General features: G+C 48.7%; 13 protein-coding genes, 13 tRNA genes, 3 rRNA genes, 1 other RNA gene and 1 other annotated feature (1 of these 31 running past the window's edge). Of the genes, 3 read left to right on the top strand and 27 right to left on the bottom strand.

The features are described from left to right. From P401_RS0114540 to tadA, 19 genes are all read right to left on the bottom strand, one after another. A tRNA-Pro gene (locus P401_RS0114540) sits at window positions 1–12 on the bottom strand; it reaches 65 nt to the left of the window's first position. Between the two features lie 5 nt (window positions 13–17). Beyond that, window positions 18–91 (bottom strand) — tRNA-Arg (locus tag P401_RS0114535). A gap of 6 nt (window positions 92–97) precedes the next feature. Then, window positions 98–184, bottom strand: a tRNA-Leu gene (locus tag P401_RS0114530). Window positions 185–205: 21 nt separating this feature from the next. After that, a tRNA-Gly gene (locus P401_RS0114525) sits at window positions 206–280 on the bottom strand. A 7-nt stretch (window positions 281–287) separates the two neighbouring features. Continuing rightward, a tRNA-Leu gene (locus P401_RS0114520) sits at window positions 288–371 on the bottom strand. A 7-nt stretch (window positions 372–378) separates the two neighbouring features. After that, a tRNA-Lys gene (locus P401_RS0114515) sits at window positions 379–454 on the bottom strand. 23 nt (window positions 455–477) lie between these two features. Further along, window positions 478–553 (bottom strand) — tRNA-His (locus P401_RS0114510). Between the two features lie 11 nt (window positions 554–564). After that, window positions 565–640: transfer RNA gene (locus tag P401_RS0114505), tRNA-Thr, on the bottom strand. An 8-nt stretch (window positions 641–648) separates the two neighbouring features. Next, window positions 649–724: transfer RNA gene (locus P401_RS0114500), tRNA-Phe, on the bottom strand. Between the two features lie 10 nt (window positions 725–734). Further along, window positions 735–810: transfer RNA gene (locus P401_RS0114495), tRNA-Asp, on the bottom strand. Between the two features lie 80 nt (window positions 811–890). Beyond that, window positions 891–1006 (bottom strand): 5S ribosomal RNA (gene rrf, locus P401_RS0114490). Window positions 1007–1052: 46 nt separating this feature from the next. Continuing rightward, window positions 1053–3966: ribosomal RNA gene (locus P401_RS0114485) — 23S ribosomal RNA — on the bottom strand. A 165-nt stretch (window positions 3967–4131) separates the two neighbouring features. Then, a 16S ribosomal RNA gene (locus tag P401_RS0114480) occupies window positions 4132–5693 on the bottom strand. Together the 16S, 23S and 5S rRNA genes with 10 tRNA genes alongside form the textbook arrangement of a ribosomal RNA operon. Window positions 5694–6026: 333 nt before the next feature. Continuing rightward, window positions 6027–6245 (bottom strand): YaaL family protein, encoded by a 219-nt coding sequence (locus P401_RS0114475; protein WP_023469883.1) that lies wholly within the window; start codon window positions 6243–6245, stop codon window positions 6027–6029. Further along, on the bottom strand, window positions 6242–6841 hold the full coding sequence (gene recR / locus P401_RS0114470) for a recombination mediator RecR (protein WP_023469882.1): 600 nt from the start codon (window positions 6839–6841) through the stop codon (window positions 6242–6244). The genes P401_RS0114475 and recR overlap by 4 nt, the downstream gene beginning before the upstream one ends. Before the next feature lie 18 nt (window positions 6842–6859). Next, window positions 6860–7180, bottom strand: coding sequence for a YbaB/EbfC family nucleoid-associated protein (locus P401_RS0114465; protein ID WP_029343040.1), 321 nt, complete (start codon window positions 7178–7180; stop codon window positions 6860–6862). An 18-nt stretch (window positions 7181–7198) separates the two neighbouring features. After that, complete coding sequence (dnaX, locus tag P401_RS0114460) at window positions 7199–8884, bottom strand: DNA polymerase III subunit gamma/tau (protein ID WP_029343039.1); 1686 nt, start codon at window positions 8882–8884, stop codon at window positions 7199–7201. A gap of 95 nt (window positions 8885–8979) precedes the next feature. Beyond that, window positions 8980–9246: signal recognition particle sRNA large type (ffs, locus tag P401_RS18375), an RNA gene on the bottom strand. A gap of 48 nt (window positions 9247–9294) precedes the next feature. Continuing rightward, entirely contained in the window at window positions 9295–9801 is a 507-nt protein-coding gene (gene tadA / locus P401_RS0114455) for a tRNA adenosine(34) deaminase TadA (RefSeq protein WP_029343038.1), read from the bottom strand. Between the two features lie 108 nt (window positions 9802–9909). On the opposite strand from tadA, the gene P401_RS0114450 reads away from it, so the two are divergent. Next, window positions 9910–10539, top strand: coding sequence for a deoxynucleoside kinase (locus P401_RS0114450; protein WP_029343037.1), 630 nt, complete (start codon window positions 9910–9912; stop codon window positions 10537–10539). Then, on the top strand, window positions 10536–11213 hold the full coding sequence (locus P401_RS0114445) for a deoxynucleoside kinase (protein ID WP_029343036.1): 678 nt from the start codon (window positions 10536–10538) through the stop codon (window positions 11211–11213). Before P401_RS0114450 ends, P401_RS0114445 begins: the two co-directional genes overlap by 4 nt. Window positions 11214–11285: 72 nt before the next feature. Here P401_RS0114445 and P401_RS0114440 read toward each other — a convergent pair whose 3' ends face one another. The 8 genes from P401_RS0114440 to pdxS all read right to left on the bottom strand — a co-directional run bounded on the left by P401_RS0114440 (window position 11286) and on the right by pdxS (window position 16681). Further along, window positions 11286–11750 (bottom strand): DinB family protein, encoded by a 465-nt coding sequence (locus P401_RS0114440; RefSeq protein ID WP_029343035.1) that lies wholly within the window; start codon window positions 11748–11750, stop codon window positions 11286–11288. Between the two features lie 102 nt (window positions 11751–11852). Beyond that, a tRNA-Ser gene (locus P401_RS0114435) sits at window positions 11853–11942 on the bottom strand. 34 nt (window positions 11943–11976) lie between these two features. Then, window positions 11977–12067: transfer RNA gene (locus tag P401_RS0114430), tRNA-Ser, on the bottom strand. A 40-nt stretch (window positions 12068–12107) separates the two neighbouring features. After that, window positions 12108–12198: transfer RNA gene (locus tag P401_RS0114425), tRNA-Ser, on the bottom strand. Between the two features lie 137 nt (window positions 12199–12335). Continuing rightward, window positions 12336–13613 (bottom strand): serine--tRNA ligase, encoded by a 1278-nt coding sequence (gene serS / locus P401_RS0114420; protein WP_029343034.1) that lies wholly within the window; start codon window positions 13611–13613, stop codon window positions 12336–12338. 61 nt (window positions 13614–13674) lie between these two features. Further along, window positions 13675–13882: a binding site (T-box leader), on the bottom strand. A gap of 12 nt (window positions 13883–13894) precedes the next feature. Beyond that, window positions 13895–15130 (bottom strand): D-alanyl-D-alanine carboxypeptidase family protein, encoded by a 1236-nt coding sequence (locus tag P401_RS0114415; RefSeq protein ID WP_029343033.1) that lies wholly within the window; start codon window positions 15128–15130, stop codon window positions 13895–13897. A 91-nt stretch (window positions 15131–15221) separates the two neighbouring features. After that, window positions 15222–15800: a pyridoxal 5'-phosphate synthase glutaminase subunit PdxT gene (gene pdxT, locus P401_RS0114410; RefSeq protein WP_029343032.1), complete on the bottom strand. Its 579-nt coding sequence runs from the start codon at window positions 15798–15800 to the stop codon at window positions 15222–15224. Continuing rightward, a complete protein-coding gene (gene pdxS / locus P401_RS0114405; protein WP_029343031.1) occupies window positions 15794–16681 on the bottom strand; it encodes a pyridoxal 5'-phosphate synthase lyase subunit PdxS in 888 nt (295 codons plus the stop codon). The genes pdxT and pdxS overlap by 7 nt, the downstream gene beginning before the upstream one ends. A gap of 116 nt (window positions 16682–16797) precedes the next feature. Between pdxS and pdxR the strand changes: the two genes are divergently transcribed. After that, the gene (gene pdxR / locus P401_RS0114400) at window positions 16798–18201 is read left to right on the top strand and encodes a MocR-like pyridoxine biosynthesis transcription factor PdxR (protein ID WP_029343030.1); all 1404 of its coding nucleotides are present in this window, start codon (window positions 16798–16800) and stop codon (window positions 18199–18201) included. The last annotated feature ends 42 nt before the right edge of the window (window positions 18202–18243 follow it).

Below are 18243 nucleotides of genomic sequence, written 5' to 3'. Positions count from 1 at the left end.
AGCTACTTCCCGAAAAGTGCACCCTGAGAGATTCGAACTCCCGACCCCTTGATTCGTAGTCAAGTACTCTATCCAGCTGAGCTAAGGGTGCATCATATGGTGCGGTCGAGAGGACTTGAACCTCCACGATGTTGCCACCACTAGGCCCTCAACCTAGCGCGTCTACCGATTCCGCCACGACCGCATAATGCTATTCAAATATAAATGGAGCGGAAGACGGGATTCGAACCCGCGACCCCGACCTTGGCAAGGTCGTATTCTACCACTGAACTACTTCCGCATATAAATGGTACGGGTGAAGGGACTTGAACCCCCACGTCAAAGACACTAGATCCTAAATCTAGCGCGTCTACCAATTCCGCCACACCCGCATAAAAATGGTGTGTCATGCAGGATTCGAACCTGCGACCCTCTGATTAAAAGTCAGATGCTCTACCAACTGAGCTAATGACACATAAATGATATGAAGTTAAAAAATGGGGCGACTGATGGGAATTGAACCCACGAATGCCGGAATCACAATCCGGTGCGTTAACCACTTCGCCACAATCGCCAAAATAAAAATGGTGCCGGCAACAGGAGTCGAACCCGCGACCTACTGATTACAAGTCAGTTGCTCTACCAGCTGAGCTACACCGGCAAAAGAAATGGTGGCTTTGGACGGAATCGAACCGCCGACACAAGGATTTTCAGTCCTTTGCTCTACCAACTGAGCTACAAAGCCGATATTAAAATGGCGGTCCTGACGGGATTCGAACCCGCGATCTCCTGCGTGACAGGCAGGCATGTTAACCGCTACACCACAGGACCGTTTTAAGTATAAGGTGACGACTTCTATAATGATAAAACATCTATGTAAGTCTGTCAATTGTTTTATTAAAAAAACAAAAGCCTGGCAACGTCCTATCCTCACAAGGGGAAGCCCCCAACTACTTTCGGCGTTCAAGTGCTTAACTTCCGTGTTCGGCATGGGAACGGGTGTGACCACTTGGCTATCGTCACCAGACGACGGGCTCGCGCCCTCAAAACTGAAGTCATCAACAAGCATCTGCTAGAACAAGGCCTCGACCGATTAGTATCACTCAGCTCCACATGTCGCCATGCTTCCACCCGTGACCTATCTACCTCATCGTCTCTGAGGGGTCTTTCTTGATTACTCAAAGGGAAATCTCATCTTGGAGGGGGCTTCATGCTTAGATGCTTTCAGCATTTATCCCGTCCGCACGTAGCTACCCAGCGATGCTCCTGGCGGAACAACTGGTACACCAGCGGTGCGTCCATCCCGGTCCTCTCGTACTAAGGACAGCTCTCCTCAAATTTCCTGCGCCCACGACGGATAGGGACCGAACTGTCTCACGACGTTCTGAACCCAGCTCGCGTACCGCTTTAATGGGCGAACAGCCCAACCCTTGGGACCTACTCCAGCCCCAGGATGCGATGAGCCGACATCGAGGTGCCAAACCTCCCCGTCGATGTGGACTCTTGGGGGAGATCAGCCTGTTATCCCCAGGGTAGCTTTTATCCGTTGAGCGATGGCCCTTCCATGCGGAACCACCGGATCACTAAGCCCGACTTTCGTCCCTGCTCGACTTGTAGGTCTCGCAGTCAAGCTCCCTTCTGCCTTTGCGCTCTACGAATGATTTCCAACCATTCTGAGGGAACCTTTGGGCGCCTCCGTTACTGTTTAGGAGGCGACCGCCCCAGTCAAACTACCCGCCTGACACGGTCCTCCAGCCGGATGACGGCTGCGAGTTAGAGACTCTATGCATGAAGGGCGGTATCCCAAGGGTGACTCCTCCGAAGCTGGCGCTCCGGGCTCGACGTCTCCCGCCTATCCTGTACATCATGCACAAAGCCTCAATATCAGGCTGTAGTAAAGCTCCATGGGGTCTTTCCGTCCTGTCGCGGGTAACCTGCATCTTCACAGGTACTATGATTTCACCGGGTCTCTCGTTGAGACAGTGCCCAAATCGTTACGCCTTTCGTGCGGGTCGGAACTTACCCGACAAGGAATTTCGCTACCTTAGGACCGTTATAGTTACGGCCGCCGTTTACTGGGGCTTCGGTTCAAAGCTTCGCTTGCGCTAACCCATCCCCTTAACCTTCCAGCACCGGGCAGGCGTCAGCCCCTATACGTCATCTTGCGATTTAGCAGAGACCTGTGTTTTTGCTAAACAGTCGTTTGGGCCTATTCACTGCGGCTCTACTCATGTAGAGCGTCCCTTCTCCCGAAGTTACGGGACCATTTTGCCGAGTTCCTTAACGAGAGTTATCCCGCGCGTCTTAGAATTCTCATCTCGCCTACCTGTGTCGGTTTACGGTACTGGCGCCTTCCCCCTCACTAGAGGCTTTTCTTGGCAGTGTGAAATCGTGACCTACGTCCCTACGGGACTCCGCATCGTTCCTTGACTTTGGTGCCTGACGGATTTGCCAATCAGACGGTCTTGAAACTTGCACATGCACTTCCATCCGCATGCGTCACTATCCTCCTGCGTCCCCCCATTGTTCAAACGGTGGATCGGCGGTACAGGAATATCAACCTGTTATCCATCGCCTACGCCTTTCGGCCTCGGCTTAGGTCCAGACTAACCCTGAGCGGACGAGCCTTCCTCAGGAAACCTTGGGCTTTCGACGGAGGGGATTCTCACCCCTCTTTTCGCTACTCACACCGGCATTCTCACTTCCAAACGCTCCACTGCTCCTTCCGGTACAGCTTCACAGCGGTTTGGAACGCTCCCCTACCATTCCTTACGGAATCCGCAGCTTCGGTGGTATGTTTAGCCCCGTTACATTTTCGGCGCGGCGCCACTCGACTAGTGAGCTATTACGCACTCTTTGAATGGTGGCTGCTTCTAAGCCAACATCCTAGCTGTCTAGGCAGCGCCACATCCTTTTCCACTTAACATACACTTTGGGACCTTAGCTGGCGGTCTGGGCTGTTTCCCTCTTGACTACGGATCTTATCACTCGCAGTCTGACTCCCGAGTATAAGTTGCTGGCATTCGGAGTTTAACTGAATTCGGTAACCCTGTGGGGGCCCCTAGTCCAATCAGTGCTCTACCTCCAGAACTCTCAACCTCGAGGCTAGCCCTAAAGCTATTTCGGGGAGAACCAGCTATCTCCAGGTTCGATTGGCATTTCACCGCTACCCACACCTCATCCCCGCACTTTTCAACGTGCGTGGGTTCGGACCTCCAGTCAGTGTTACCTGACCTTCATCCTGGACATGGGTAGATCACCTGGTTTCGGGTCTACGACAACGCACTGAACGCCCTGTTCAGACTCGCTTTCGCTACGGCTCCGCCTCATCGGCTTAACCTCGCGCGTTATCGTAACTCGCCGGTTCATTCTACAAAAGGCACGCCATCACCCGTTAACGGGCTCTGACTACTTGTAGGCATACGGTTTCAGGATCTATTTCACTCCCCTTCCGGGGTGCTTTTCACCTTTCCCTCACGGTACTGGTTCACTATCGGTCACTAGGGAGTATTTAGCCTTGGGAGATGGTCCTCCCGGATTCCGACGGGGTTTCACGTGTCCCGCCGTACTCAGGATCCACTCTGGAGGGAAAACAGTTTCAGCTACAGGGCTGTCACCTTCTTCGGCCGACCTTTCCAGGTCCTTCACCTACTGTCTTCCTTTTTGACTCCGTATAGAGTGTCCTACAACCCCGAAGAGCATGCTCTTCGGTTTGGGCTGTTCCCGTTTCGCTCGCCGCTACTCAGGGAATCGCATTTGCTTTCTCTTCCTCCGGGTACTTAGATGTTTCAGTTCCCCGGGTCTGCCTCACGCTACACTATGTATTCATGTAACATGTCCCATCCCATTACAGATGGTGGGTTCCCCCATTCGGAAATCTTCGGATCAAAGCATACTTACTGCTCCCCGAAGCATATCGCTGTTCGTCGCGTCCTTCATCGGCTCCTAGTGCCAAGGCATCCACCGTACGCCCTTCATACCTTGATCTAGCGTTGGTATTCTAAGAACACACGTCTAATGACATGGTTAATTAAAAGTTTGATGTCTTGTTGATGTCTTCAGTTTTCAAGGTGCGAGTGTCTCTATCGAGACTGAGAGACGAGCTCTCAAAACTGAACGATGGGCATGTCCCGTAAGGGACGTTTTCCTTAGAAAGGAGGTGATCCAGCCGCACCTTCCGATACGGCTACCTTGTTACGACTTCACCCCAATCATCTACCCCACCTTCGACGGCTGGCTCCTTACGGTTACCTCACCGGCTTCGGGTGTTGCAAACTCTCGTGGTGTGACGGGCGGTGTGTACAAGACCCGGGAACGTATTCACCGCAGTATGCTGACCTGCGATTACTAGCGATTCCGACTTCATGCAGGCGAGTTGCAGCCTGCAATCCGAACTGGGAACGGCTTTATGGGATTGGCTCCACCTCGCGGTCTCGCTGCCCTTTGTACCGTCCATTGTAGCACGTGTGTAGCCCAACTCATAAGGGGCATGATGATTTGACGTCATCCCCACCTTCCTCCGGTTTGTCACCGGCAGTCTCCCTAGAGTGCCCAACTCAATGCTGGCAACTAAGGATAGGGGTTGCGCTCGTTGCGGGACTTAACCCAACATCTCACGACACGAGCTGACGACAACCATGCACCACCTGTCACCATTGTCCCCGAAGGGAAAACTTGATCTCTCAAGCGGTCAATGGGATGTCAAGAGTTGGTAAGGTTCTTCGCGTTGCTTCGAATTAAACCACATGCTCCACCGCTTGTGCGGGTCCCCGTCAATTCCTTTGAGTTTCAGCCTTGCGGCCGTACTCCCCAGGCGGAGTGCTTAATGCGTTAGCTTCAGCACTGAGGGGCGGAAACCCCCCAACACCTAGCACTCATCGTTTACGGCGTGGACTACCAGGGTATCTAATCCTGTTTGCTCCCCACGCTTTCGCGCCTCAGCGTCAGTTACAGACCAAAGAGTCGCCTTCGCCACTGGTGTTCCTCCACATCTCTACGCATTTCACCGCTACACGTGGAATTCCACTCTTCTCTTCTGTACTCAAGCCTTCCAGTTTCCAATGACCCTCCCCGGTTGAGCCGGGGGCTTTCACATCAGACTTAAAAGGCCGCCTGCGCGCGCTTTACGCCCAATAATTCCGGACAACGCTTGCCACCTACGTATTACCGCGGCTGCTGGCACGTAGTTAGCCGTGGCTTTCTCGTAAGGTACCGTCAAGGTACGAGCATTACCTCTCGTACGTGTTCTTCCCTTACAACAGAGTTTTACGATCCGAAAACCTTCATCACTCACGCGGCGTTGCTCCATCAGACTTTCGTCCATTGTGGAAGATTCCCTACTGCTGCCTCCCGTAGGAGTCTGGGCCGTGTCTCAGTCCCAGTGTGGCCGATCACCCTCTCAGGTCGGCTATGCATCGTCGCCTTGGTGGGCCGTTACCCCACCAACTAGCTAATGCACCGCAAGGCCATCTCAAGGTGACGCCGAAGCGCCTTTCATCAGCGGACCATGCGGTCCGTTGAACTATCCGGTATTAGCTCCGATTTCTCGGAGTTATCCCAATCCTTGAGGCAGGTTCCTTACGTGTTACTCACCCGTCCGCCGCTCATTCCACTGCCTTCCCTCCGAAGAGTTCCGTCAGTTTCCTGCGCTCGACTTGCATGTATTAGGCACGCCGCCAGCGTTCGTCCTGAGCCAGGATCAAACTCTCCATAAAGTGTTTGACTTGCTCGTTTTTGTGACCGAAGTCACGATTGACGAAGCTTGCGCTTCATTCATGTTTGTATTCCATAGAATACGTTTTTTGCCTCATCGTTCAGTTTTCAAAGTTCGTCCGCGCCTGTTTTGGCGACTCAATTAGAATACCAAGTCTGAAACAAGAAGTCAACAACTTTTTTGAAATTGTTTTTTACTTGTTTGCCGTAAGCGCTCGTCCTCTTAAGGACATAAATTAATATATCACGATAATTAGACATGTGCAACTACTTTATTAAAATAACTTATAGTTTTTTTAGAGCATGTAAAAACCGCAGACAAGAATGGCTGCGGTTTACTTCATCATCAATGAGACGCGTCTTCTTTTTGCTTCGCTTATATAGAAGAAATACAGTGATTCCGCTAACTTCATTTGTGCTTCTAAATCACCATAGTCATCATAGCTGATTTCTAAGAGATGACGCTTCATCAAATAATCTTCTTTTGCTTTTGCTAATTCTTCTAACAAACGCTGGTCGTACTCACTGCGAATCTTCTTTCGAAACCAACTCATAGTTCGCGACGTCCCTCCATTGCACGAGATAACGTCACTTCATCTGCGTATTCAAGATCTCCACCAACCGGAAGACCATGGGCAATCCGAGTGATCCGAATACCCGTTGGTTTTAACAGACGCGATAGATACATCGCTGTCGCTTCTCCTTCGATGTTCGGATTGGTCGCTAAGATGACTTCCGTAATCGCTTCGTCCGCTTGAAGACGTGTTAGTAGGCTAGATACATTGATATCCTCCGGACCGATTCCTTCCATTGGACTGATCGCTCCATGCAAGACATGATACAACCCTTGGTAATCTCGCATTTTTTCCATTGCAATGACATCCCTTGAATCTTGGACGACACAGACAATCGTACGGTTTCGGTGTTTATCTGTACATACATAACAAGGATCTTGATCCGTGATATTCCCGCAGACACTACAGTAGGCAATGTCGCGCTTCGCACTGACCAATGCCTTTCCGAACATTAAGACATCGTCCTCTTCCATATCAAGGACATGAAACGCTAGACGAACTGCTGTCTTCGGACCAATCCCCGGCAGTTTCGTAAAACTTTCGATCAAACGACTAATCGCTTCAGGATATTGCAAGTGGTTTCCTCCTACGAATTAAAACATTCCCGGCAGATTCATACCTTGTGTGAATTTCCCCATTTTACTTGAGACGAGTTCATCGACCTTCTTCAAAGCATCGTTTGTTGCAGCTAAGACGAGATCTTGAATCATTTCAACATCATCTGGATCGACGACTTCTTCTTTAATGATGACATCTACAATATTTTTATGACCATCTGCAACGACTGAGACCATCTCTCCGCCTGCTGTACCTGTCACTGTTAAGTCTTTTAGCTCTTCTTGTGCTTTCGCCATATCCTTTTGCATCTTTTGCATCTGTTTCATCATATTGTTCATGTTTCCCATTCCGCGCATCTGTATTCCTCCTCGAATTTAATCTTCGAACTCTACGATATCACCAAAACGACCAAGCGTCTCGGACAATAACTGATCGCTCTTCGATTCTTGTTTTGTTTCCTTCTCTTCTATACTACTACTATTTCGCTTAGCAACAAACTCTGCTTTCAGTTCATGCCAATCCTTTGAAAGAATCGCTAAAATTTCGCGTTTGACGCCACATACTTCATACAATGCTTCTTCAATCACAAAACGTGTTCGTTCATTCGTCATGACCTGTTCAAAGTGCCATCCTTTACCGTCATCGAATTCAATCAGCAACGTATCCGCCGAACAAAGAACCGGTTTACTTTCATGAAGTAACGAGTAAATTGGTCCATCTTCTTTTAATATCCATTTTAAGATGTGATCCCATCTCTCTTGAATCTCACGTAGCTGAGCTTTTTCTGCTCGCCCTAACATTTGACGAATGCGCTCTTTCGCGATCCGAACGGTCGGTCGTCCTTGTTTTCGTTTCGGTTGTGCTTGTGGTGCAGCCGTTTCTTGAGCCGGAACACCATTTGACTTCCACTGATGCATCTGTTCTTTCATCTCGCGGACTTCCTGTTGCAACGATTGGACGATCTGTCCCGTCGTTCTCCCTTGTTCCGCAATCTGAATGAAGGCAATCTCAACGAGGACCCGCGGATGATTCGTCAATCGCATCTGTTGTTGGCAGTCATGTAACTGATCAATGATCGTAAAGCACGTCTCCGCTTCAATCGATTCAACGAATTGTTTGAACTCATCCGTTGGGCGAGCACGCTCTAGCAAGTCGACAGCTGTAGGAGAGGCTTTCAACAACAAAGTGTCCCGGTAAAAGAAGACGAGATCCTCAACGAAACGTTTTAGATCTTTTCCCGCTCGTTGCATCGTTTCAAGCGTCTGCAATAACTGATCGACTTGATGTTCATGTAAGGCACGAGCAATATTCAATAACGCTTCATCTTCTACTGCCCCTGTTACTTCAAGAACAGCCGCATCGTTTAGATCACCATTCGAAAATGCAACCGCTTGGTCGAGCAGACTCAGCGCATCACGCATACCACCATCCGCCGCTCGGGCAATCAATCGTAATGCCGTATCCGAATACTCGATCGATTGGTCTTTTAAGATATATTGCATCCGCTCTACGAGTTGATCAACTTCATGCCGCTTCACATCGAAACGTTGACAACGTGAGATGATCGTCGCCGGGATTTTATGTGGTTCTGTCGTTGCTAGGATGAAGATGGCGTGTGCCGGCGGTTCTTCTAGTGTTTTGAGCAAGGCATTAAAGGCACCTGTCGACAACATGTGCACTTCATCAATGATGTAGACTTTATAAGCTGCTTCTGAAGGGGGATATTTGACTTTATCCCGAATTTCCCGAATCTCATCTACGCCGTTATTGGAAGCCGCATCGATTTCGAAGACGTCCGGACTTGATCCTTCTGTAATCGCAAGACACGTTGGGCACGTATTACACGGTTCTTTGACCGGAGCATGCTCACAGTTGATTGCTTTGGCGATGATTTTGGCAAGACTCGTCTTTCCCGTTCCCCGAGGACCCGAAAATAGATAGGCGTGGGACATCCGTCCCTCCATCAATGCATTTTGGATTGTGCGGGTGATATGCGCTTGTCCAACGACTTCGTCGAATCGTTGTGGACGGTACACGCGGTATAGTGCTTGATAGGCCAAGTTTGCGCCTCCTCTTTTTAAGTTCCTCATTCTATTTTACCTAAAAAAGTCTACAACCGAAACCGGCTGTAGACTTGTCTTTAAAAATTAAACTGCCGCGCACCATATTCTGAAATATGTTCAACATGCGTTACTCACGCAGCCTGCTCAGTCCAAGCACCCCTACAACACACAGAGAGCACCACTTAAGGCTGCTTCCTTCCGGACCTGACCTGGTTCATGGGTATCTGTTGCGTAGGACTCAAACGTCAACGCTACTTACGTGAGGCAGACCACACCAATCATATCCCTCGACATGGAATTCAGTCTCGCTATAGCGGATTGCGAGTGACAGGGAACCGCTACATCCCCACCTAGCACGGCAAATGGTTTATCGATTTTTAGTGGCACCTTGTTTCAGTGCTTTTTCATTATACTGTTTCATCTGGTGTGATGCAACCCATTGCCCGCTTTCGCGCTTTCTTTTTCGCGCGCAGTTCCCGAAAGAACGTCGTTAGCATCTCACCACACTCTTTTTCTAATATACCGCTCGTCAGCTCTGAGACATGATTGAACCGATCGTCTTGCACTAGGTTCATCAGTGTTCCACAGCATCCACCCTTTGGATCAACGGCCCCAAAGATGACATGTTCGATCCGTGACAGCATGATGGCCCCAGCACACATTGGACAAGGTTCAAGCGTCACGTAGAGCTCACACCCTTCAAGTCGCCAGTTCCCGAGCTTTTGGCAAGCTTCCTCAATCGCGATCAACTCGGCATGTGCCGTCGCCTGCTGATCCGTTTCCCGGTGATTGTAACCCGTCGCGATGACTTCATCATCTTTGACGATGACACATCCAATCGGAACTTCACCGATCGCTTCTGCCTTTTTTGCCTCTTCGATTGCAAGACGCATATAGTGTTCCTGTCGTTCCATCGATGATACTCCTCACTCTAAAAAAATTCTCCTTTTGAAACTTCAGCAAGTCGTACTTCTTTGTGCTAAAATATAAATTGCACTTTGCTGAACGGAGGGTCATTGTATATGTTCATAACGGTTGAAGGACCGATTGGTGTAGGCAAAACATCACTTGCGAACGCCATCAGTCACCATTTCTCTTTTTCTATGTTACGCGAAATCGTCGAAGAAAATCCCTTTCTTGGAAAGTTCTATGAAGATATCGAAGAATGGAGCTTCCAGACGGAAATGTTCTTCTTGTGCAATCGCTTCAAACAACTCGATGATATCGAACGTCATTACCTCAGTAAACAACGCTCTGTCGTTGCTGATTACCATATCTTTAAGAACTTGATTTTTGCACACCGCTCTCTAAAGGTAGAGCATCTTGAGAAGTACGAACAAATCTATTCGATCCTGACGACAGACATGCCGAAACCGGATGCTGTCATCTATTTGAACGCAAGCATCGACACCTTGATGAAACGTGTGGCATTGCGCGGACGAGAAATCGAAGAAAATATGTCACGTGCTTATCTCGAACAATTGGCCGAGGATTACGAGACATTCGTCACGGAATACCAAGCCAAACATCCGGAAGTCAAAATCATCCGTTTCGACGGGGATGAACTCGACTTCGTCAAGCGACCGGAAGATCTCGAGTACGTCTTGACGACGATCCGGAACGAATTATATGAAGGAGCGAACCACGCATGAACTTGAAGCTACGCGAACAATACAACATCCCGGCAGATGCCGTCATTACGATCGGCGGTATGGTCGGGATCGGTAAATCAACGATCACAAACGGATTAGCAGATGCCCTTGGTTTCCGGACGTCACTCGAAAAAGTCGATACAAACCCTTACTTGGATAAATTCTATCATGATTTCGAGCGTTGGAGCTTCCACCTCCAAATCTATTTCCTCGCTGAACGCTTCAAGGAGCAAAAGCGGATTTTCCAATACGGTGGTGGTTTCATCCAAGATCGTTCGATCTATGAAGATACAGGGATCTTTGCTAAGATGCATTTTGAAAAAGGAACGATGTCTCCAACGGATTACGAGACATACTCAAGTTTGTTTGACGCAATGGTCATGACACCATTCTTCCCACATCCGGATCTTTTGATCTATCTTGAAGGCTCATTCGAACAAGTACTAGAACGAATTCGTCTTCGCGGACGTGAGATGGAGCAACAGACACCAATCGAATATTGGGAAGAGATGTACGAACGATATACGAACTGGATCAATAACTTCACAATCTGCCCGGTACTCCGCTTGTCGATCGACGAATACGATTTACTGAACGAGCCAGAATCCATCGACCGGATTCTCGCGAAGATTGAAAAGCAGCTTGAAGTTGCTCGTATTGCCAATACACGCTAACTGATTAGATCTGCCTCTTAGGCGGATCTTTTTTTGCGCAAAAAAGGAGACGCGTTTCGCATCTCCCTCGCATTAACCAATCACTTGATTGATTTGTTCCATATGGTGTAAATCATGTTGAGCCATCGCTCCAAGGAATTGACCAATCGTCAATTCTTTGTCTTTAATGACGACCTTGTCCTGCAGGCGTTCTTCCGGAATCAATTCGACCGCACGACTCAACAAGTCACGACTGACTAAAAACTCATCAATCGTCAAGATCCGTTGCTGCTCACGGCTCATCTTCGCCGCTTCCTCATTGACCGCTTGGCTATCCGGTGCGACTCGGAATGGTTCACCCGCGAGCAAGTACGGAATACGCTCTGCGACCATGAAGCGATCCCATGGTGATAAGTGACCGATGATCTCAGCAACTGTCCACTTACCTTCTGCATACGACGTCCGCCACGTCTCTTCTGAAATCTGTTCTAAGTCTTTTACATATGTCATCGTCATCGCATAATGCGAAAGCAACGATTCTTTTGTTTGTTCGTTCATTTCGTCCACCTCTTCTTCGTTTTTCACGTAGGCAACCATAGCACGCACGAAGAAATCGATGCAACAAAAAAGCACCTCAGAATTGAGATGCTTCATAAAAAGCGGAGTCGGTGGGATTCGAACCCACGCGAGCCTTGCGACCCCTAACGGATTTCGAGTCCGTCCCCTTCAGCCGGACTTGGGTACGACTCCATGATTATATTTATTTTTGGGTAAAAAAAAGAAGTGGAGGAGGCGGTGGGATTCGAACCCACGCACGGCTTTCGCCGCCTGACGGTTTTCAAGACCGTTCTCTTAAACCACTTGAGTACGCCTCCAAGCTATAAAACGTGCATGTTGTTGTCAAAAAAATAAAAATGGAGGAGGCGGTGGGATTCGAACCCACGCACGGCTTTCGCCGCCTGACGGTTTTCAAGACCGTTCTCTTAAACCACTTGAGTACGCCTCCGTACTTCTTACCAGATCAATGATGACCTGTCTGTTTTCCTGACATTAATTACGATAGCATCTGCCTTTTAACGTGTAAAGACCTTTTCTAAAAAAACTTTTTAAAATACAGAAAGGGGGATTACTCCCCCTTCTGACTTAAGCTTGAATCACTTCAAGACCACCCATGTATGGACGAAGCACTTCTGGAATAACAACTGATCCATCCGCTTGCTGGTAGTTCTCTAAGATCGCAGCAACTGTCCGACCGACTGCAAGGGCAGAACCGTTTAACGTATGAACGAATTCTGGTTTTGCGTTCGCTTCGCGGCGGAAACGGATTTGTGCCCGGCGTGCTTGGAAATCTTCAAAGTTTGAACAAGAAGAGATTTCACGATAAACGCCTTGGCTTGGCATCCAGACTTCGATGTCGTATTTCTTCGCAGCCGTGAATCCGAGATCAGCTGTACACATGCTCAACACTTGATACGGAAGCTTTAGCTTTTTCAAGACCGTTTCCGCTTGTCCTGTTAACAATTCAAGTTGCTCGTAAGATTCTTCTGGTTTGACGAAACGAACGAGTTCAACTTTATTGAATTGGTGCTGACGGATCAAACCGCGCGTATCGCGTCCGGCAGAACCTGCTTCTGAACGGAAACATTGGCTGTACGCCGCATAACCGATCGGTAACTGATCTGCAGTTAGGATTTCTTCACGGTGCATGTTCGTCACCGGAACTTCTGCTGTCGGTACGAGGAAGTAGTTCGTCTCTTCGACTTTAAACGCATCCTCTTCGAACTTCGGCAGTTGCCCTGTTCCTGTCATAGAGTCACGGTTGACCATGAGTGGTGGCAAGATTTCTGTGTAGCCGTGCTGATCTTGATGGAGGTCCATCATGAAGTTGATCAATGCCCGCTCAAGACGTGCACCGGCTCCGCGGTAAAAAACGAAACGGCTACCTGTGACTTTTCCGGCACGCTCGACGTCGACGATTTTTAATTGCTCCATCAAATCCCAGTGTGGAACTGCTTCAAAGTCAAACGCTGGTTTGTCACCAACTTCACGCACGACGACGTTATCGTCTTCAGAAGAACCGACTGGTACGCTGTCATGTGGAATGTTCGGGATACCGAGGAGAAGCTGGTTCAATGTCGCTTCGACTTCACGTAACTCGTCGTCAAGTGTCTTGATCTCGTCTCCGACACTACGCATCGCAGCGATTGCTTCATCCGCGTTTTCCTTATTGCGCTTGAGTTCAGCAATTTTTTTCGTCGCTTCATTTCGTTCTGCTTTCAACACTTCTGTCCGCGCAATCAGTTCTCGACGCTTCTCATCAAGTGAGAGGAAACGGTTCATGTCCGTTAAGTCCTCTCCTCGGTGCGCTAACTTTTCTTGAATGGCGTCAAAATCTTGGCGTAATCGTTTAATATCAATCATCTGTAATTCCTCCTTTATGTCATAAAAAAAGGCGACTCGTCTCTTTCCGGTATTCCTACCGAAAAGGGACGAATCACCTGGATCCGCGTTGCCACCCTCATTGCTAGACATATCTAGCCAACTTAAGACGCGATAACGGGCGTACCCGCACCTTGTTCGCAAGGTGTGCGATCCGGCTCGATTCAATCCATCGATCTGACTAGTTCACACCACCCACTAGCTCTCTTAACAGTATCGATACATCTACTTGGTCCGTTCATAGCATCTTTATGAGATTAGTCTTACTTTACACCATCGCCTTGGAAGTTGACAAGAGTCGATTGTTGAATCGCTTGTTCAATTTGCTTCGACCAAGCCGTCCAAGCGCGGACGAGCCGTGTCGGAACACTCGCAAGTGGAACGGCAGTTGCGCTATATAAATTCACACGGGGTGTCTCAAATCCTGGTAGATAGATCCCATCATCCGCGACCTGCACCGTACCGACGACTTCTTGTTTTGTCACGGGAGCCGTTGTTTTTGAGAAGTCGAACCGTGGTTCCCGCGTCTTCGCTTGTTTTAAGACCGTGACGTATAACGAACCGTCCGTGACGACGTCTAGCTTTCGAACGGTTGCTCCTTTAATTGGAAGAACATCTTTGATCCGTTCTCCTTTTCCGTAATACGTCAACGGCTCAAACGTCGCAAATCCATAATCGAGTAGTTTTTTCGTTTCCTTGAAACGGGCTTGATCGGAATCCGTCCGCATGACGACCGTAACAAGTGTCATATTATCCCGCGTTGTCACACTGGCAAAGCAGTAGCCCGCTAAATCGGTCGTTCCGGTCTTCATCCCCCGCATGCCGGTATATGCGAATTTTTCCTTCGCGAGCATCTTATTCGAGTTATTCAAAACCTCTCCATCAAGCTTCATCTGTGTTTTGTTCGTCACATCCAGTACATCCGGGTAATCCTTGATATAGCGAATGACGAGTAAGGCGATATCGGTCGCTGTCATCAAATTCGTTCCTGGAAGGGTTGCATCGACAGCATCCAGACCAGATGCATTCGCATACTCCGTGTCATTCATCCCGAACTGCTTTGCTGTCTCATTCATCTTTTCAACGAACGTCGCTTCTGAACCAGCGACAGTTTCGGCTAGCATGACCGCTGCATCATTGGCCGATTTGATGAATGCCGCATTATACATCTCGCGAACCGTGTATGTTTTGGCTTTAACTGGAACACGCGCGATTCCGGACGTCTTCGCAAGCTTTAAGGCTTTTTCACTCGGCGTGATTTTTTGATCCCATGTCAGTTTTTTCAATTCGATTTGTCGTCTGACGAGGTAGAGCGTCATCAGCTTCGTCATCGAAGCAGGAGGCAACGAAACATCCGCTTCCGATTGAAGAAGGATTTTCCCTGTGACCGCATCGGCCATTATGTAAGACTCTGCTTGAATCGAAGGTGCTGCTTGTCCCGCTGTAGGAAATCCTACGACTAGCAACACACTTAAACAGAGTAGTAAGATTCGTTTCATCGTGTCTCTCCTTCACTCAATCATTCGTTTTACGAATAGTGTAGCACAAAAGAAGCACCTGACAGTAGAACCTGTCAGATGCTTCCACGCTTTATGAACGAACCGATTGCCGCTGTTTAATCTTTTGTAAAAAATACCGATGCAAGCGATCGTCCTCTGTCAATTCAGGATGAAACGAACATGCAAGATGTAGCGATGTCTCAACAGCGACAATCTGCTCTCCGACTTTCGCGATCACTCGTGTTCCCTCCCCGACAGACAGAATCAATGGCGCCCGAATGAACACTGCCTCGATCGGCTCTTCGATTCCCTCAACCGGTAACAGTCCTTCAAACGAATCGATTTGTCGACCGAAGGCATTCCGGCGGACCGTCATCGAAATCGCGTTGAGATGACTTTGTCCTGCTTCAACAGCAGTTGCGAGCAGAATCATTCCGGCACATGTCCCGAACATCGGTAACGTCGTCGCTTTTTCCCGAAGCGGTTCCAGCAAGGCATAACGTTCGATCAATCGACGCATCGCGGTCGATTCGCCTCCTGGTAAGACGAGTCCATCGAGTCCGTCGAGATCGCTCGCTTGTTTGACGAGAACGACATCGACACCGAGACCTTCAAGCTGCTGTTGATGCTCACGGACAGCGCCTTGAACATCCAGAATACCGATTACCATCCGCGTGTCGCCATCCGTTCTTCAAACGGCATCGATGTGACATCGATCCCTTTCATCGCTGTTCCGAGTCCTTTGGATAAAGACGCAATCCGCTCAAAATCATCTTTATACGTAACGGCTTCGACAATCGCCCGAGCGACACGTTCTGGGTGTTCTGATTTAAAGATTCCTGATCCAACGAAGACACCATCTGACCCAAGATGCATCATGAGTGCGGCATCAGCTGGTGTCGCGACTCCCCCGGCTGCAAAGTTGACGACCGGTAGACGTCCCTGCGTCCGAATATCACGTAATACTTCGTACGGAGCACCCCATTCTTTCGCAAATGTCATCAATTCATCTGGACTGACATGTAAAATCTGATTCAATTGTGCTTGAATTTGTCGCATATGGCGAACAGCTTCGACGACGTTCCCAGTCCCTGGCTCGCCTTTCGTCCGAATCATCGCGGCTCCTTCTGCGATGCGACGAGCGGCTTCCCCAATATCACGTGCCCCACAGACGAACGGCACGGTGAACTCTGACTTCAGTAAATGGTATTGCTCATCTGCTGGAGTCAGGACTTCACTCTCATCGATGAAATCGACCCCCATTGATTCAAGTACTCGTGCCTCAACGATATGACCAATCCGGCATTTTGCCATGACGGGAATTGAGACCGCTCCGAGTACCTCTTCCGTAATCAACGGGTCTGCCATTCGTGCGACACCTCCGTCACGACGAATATCAGACGGGACACGCTCGAGTGCCATGACTGCAACAGCTCCTGCTGCTTCCGCAATCTTCGCTTGTTCCGCATTGACGACATCCATGATGACGCCACCCTTTTGCATTTCAGCCATTCCACGTTTGACACGATCCGTTCCTTGTTGACGTTCCATATCCATTCCTCCTTGGTTGACTTTCACCCCTTTAGTATACGAAACGTTGACACTTTTAAAAGTATCAGTTTATGATGATTTCAACAGGTCAGTTTATTAAGAAGGAGTTAGACGAGATGGACATGCTATCATTTCAACTCACACGTAATCAGGAAAAACCACTTTATGAACAACTTTATCAACAGATTCGAAACGAAATCATTGCCGGTCGTTTAGCGTACGGCACGAAATTACCATCTAAACGAAAACTCGGTCAATTTTTGAACTTAAGTCAAACGACGATTGAGCTTGCCTATCAACAACTCGTCGCAGAAGGATATGTCGAATCCATCTCACGTAAAGGCTATTTTGTTCTTGCCTATGAGGAACTTGCTTACGTCAAAACCTCACCCGTCATTGAACCGCGTGCGACCAAAGAAAAACCAATTATTACGTATGATTTTCATCCAAGTAAGATTGAAGGGGTCTCTTTCCCGTTCGCCCGTTGGCGAAAGTATGCCAAAGACATCATCGATACCGATCACCATCCACTTGTCTCACTCGGTCATCCACAAGGCGATCTAGCATTACGCGAAGAGATTGCAACCTATCTCTATCATTCCCGTGGTGTCGTCTGTTCCCCAGAACAGATTGTTGTTGGTTCTGGTGTCGAGCAACTGTTGCCTATCGTTCTTTTCTTATTAGGACGAAACGTCACATACGGCATCGAAGATCCCGGTTATCATACGACCCGCCTCTTACTAGAGAATCATGAACGAATGATCGAACCGATTCGTGTCGATGCGAATGGATTACGGATCGATCAACTGCAGGAATCAAGCGTCGATGTCATGTATGTCACACCGGCACATCAGTTTCCGTCCGGTAGCATCCTGTCCGTCAATCGAAGACATCAATTGTTGAACTGGGCAGCGATGGATCCGACCCGTTTTGTCATCGAAGACGACTACGATAGCGAATTCCGCTACAGCGGTAAATCGATTCCGTCTTTGCACAACATGGACAGCAATCGTGTGATTTACATGAGTACTTTCTCAAAATCACTCATGCCTTCACTACGGATTGGTTATATGGTCTTACCCGAAGTCTTACGCGCACGGTATCAAACAGAACTATCACACTATACCTGTAGTGTCTCGCGCTTTGATCAAACGATTTTGACACGTTTCATGAAAGAGGGTGACTTTGAACGACATCTCAACCGGATGCGTAAAGTCTATCGTCGCAAACTCGATGTCTTAATCCAATCGCTTCGCCGAATTCCCGCCTTACGATTGACCGGTGAAAGTGCCGGACTCCATGTCGTCGTGTCCGTAGCGAACGGAATGACGGAGCAGGAGCTCGTAAAGCGGGCACAACAACAAGGCATCCAAGTATACGGTCTTTCTCAATACGCCCAGTTACCCCTCCTCTCCGATACACCTCAAATCGTCCTTGGATTTGCGAGTCTCTCTGAGCAAGAGTTGATGGAAGGATTACGCTTATTGATGGACGCGTGGGATTTGCATAAATCATCATGAACAAAAGCCTCGCCTTTCTACTAGAGAAAGACGAGGCTTTTG

Origin of the sequence: Exiguobacterium acetylicum DSM 20416 (genome assembly GCF_000702605.1) — a bacterium.
GTDB classification, from domain to species: domain Bacteria; phylum Bacillota; class Bacilli; order Exiguobacteriales; family Exiguobacteriaceae; genus Exiguobacterium_A; species Exiguobacterium_A acetylicum.
This window is presented reverse-complemented; position numbering and strand designations above follow the sequence as displayed.